General features: G+C 41.9%; 1 protein-coding gene. It reads left to right on the top strand.

What is annotated here, in order from left to right:
- Positions 1-515: 515 nt before the first annotated feature.
- Entirely contained in the window at positions 516-1,400 is an 885-nt protein-coding gene (locus tag AD949_RS00085; RefSeq protein WP_048836849.1) for an HAD-IIIC family phosphatase, read from the top strand.
- Positions 1,401-1,409 lie beyond the last annotated feature (9 nt).

Raw genomic sequence — 1,409 nt, 5'->3', positions numbered from 1 at the left:
TGCCGCAGTCTACCATCCGCGCACAGGTCTCATAACAGGCACTAAAACCAGAGGGTTTTTAGTCCCCTCCATCTCATGGCTTTTGGTTCGCGAAGAACTGGGGAGCTTTTTTAGAATTTCTCCCTCCTCCCGCAGCCCCCGGCTCTCCAGACGAAGACGTTCATTCTCACAGGCCAGATCAGCCTGAGGCGATGCAGGCTCGGTCGGACGGTAATCCACTATCCATTTAATCAGCGTGGATTTGCCAATGCTCAGGTTCGCCGCAATATGCATGCGTAACAACCTAACTACTCAATGGAATTCTCATCGTCTCTCGCTTGAGATCTTCCGTCTGCTCCATGGTCTCGTCGATCACCTGATATGTGTAATTAAAACATTTAAATAACCGGCACAAAACCGTTACAAATGCAGTTTTCTCACCCCCCATGTGATTGCCTACGTATGCTTTTTTTCTTCTCAATCTACAGATCAGAGGGTATAGATGATGGGAAAGTAAAGCCAGAGGATTGTTGCGGATGTTTATTATTCAATCTATAAAAGATTTCTTTCCAGTGGAGAGCCTTATAGGTTCTGTGTGGGAATGGCGTTATGCAAATGGACCAATTTGTTCAACAGATTTTCGATTTTCCGAGACGGGTATAATAGAGGGCTTCTATTCAGAGAATGAACGTACATGGAGTTTGACTGATGATGGTTTGAAGATTTTTCGTGGCGATGGAACTCTGATGTGGAATTTTCAGATTTTAGAAAAGAAAAATGGGAAGGTATTCTTTCGTGACTTTGCAAAACCAGACGAATTCAAAGATCAATGTTTTTATCTTACACAAATAGGAAAGTTACAAAAAGAGTCGGAAACATCCGAAAAAGAAGAAGGTGTGCGTCTGGTTGTTTGGGATTTGGATGATACTTTCTGGGAAGGAACATTGTCTGAAGGGGAGATTAAGCCGCGCCTAGATACCCTTCATATGGTAAGGGAACTTAATAACCGCGGTATCGTGAGTGCGATATGTTCAAAGAACACCTATAAAGATACACGCGAGTTTCTGGAACGCATGGGTGTTTGGAATGATTTTGTATTTGCACGAATTTCTTGGAATCCTAAAGGCCCACAAGTTAAAGATATTGTAGAAAAGATTCAACTTCGTCCAGAAAGCGTACTATTTATCGACGATAATTTAATGAATATTAATGAAGTTAAAGTGGCTGTTCCCGGGATTAGGGTTGCAGAACCAGATATTATTAAAAATTGGCAAAGTAATCCAATTTTTGCTGGCAAGCCAGATTTGAAGCATAAACGCTTAAAATCTTATCGCATCCTTGAAGCTAAGCAAAACGATAAAGAAGAAGTGGGCGGCGATAACGAACAATTTTTAAGAGCCTGTTTGGAAAGTCACGGATGAGCGTTTCTG

The organism is Acetobacter orleanensis, assembly GCF_001581005.1.
Taxonomy (GTDB): domain Bacteria; phylum Pseudomonadota; class Alphaproteobacteria; order Acetobacterales; family Acetobacteraceae; genus Acetobacter; species Acetobacter orleanensis.
This window is presented reverse-complemented; position numbering and strand designations above follow the sequence as displayed.

Bases quoted from the DNA above. Each gene is read 5' to 3' on its own strand.
- AD949_RS00085 (WP_048836849.1), top strand. From the start codon at position 516: ATGTTTATTATTCAATCTATAAAAGATTTCTTTCCAGTGGAGAGCCTT.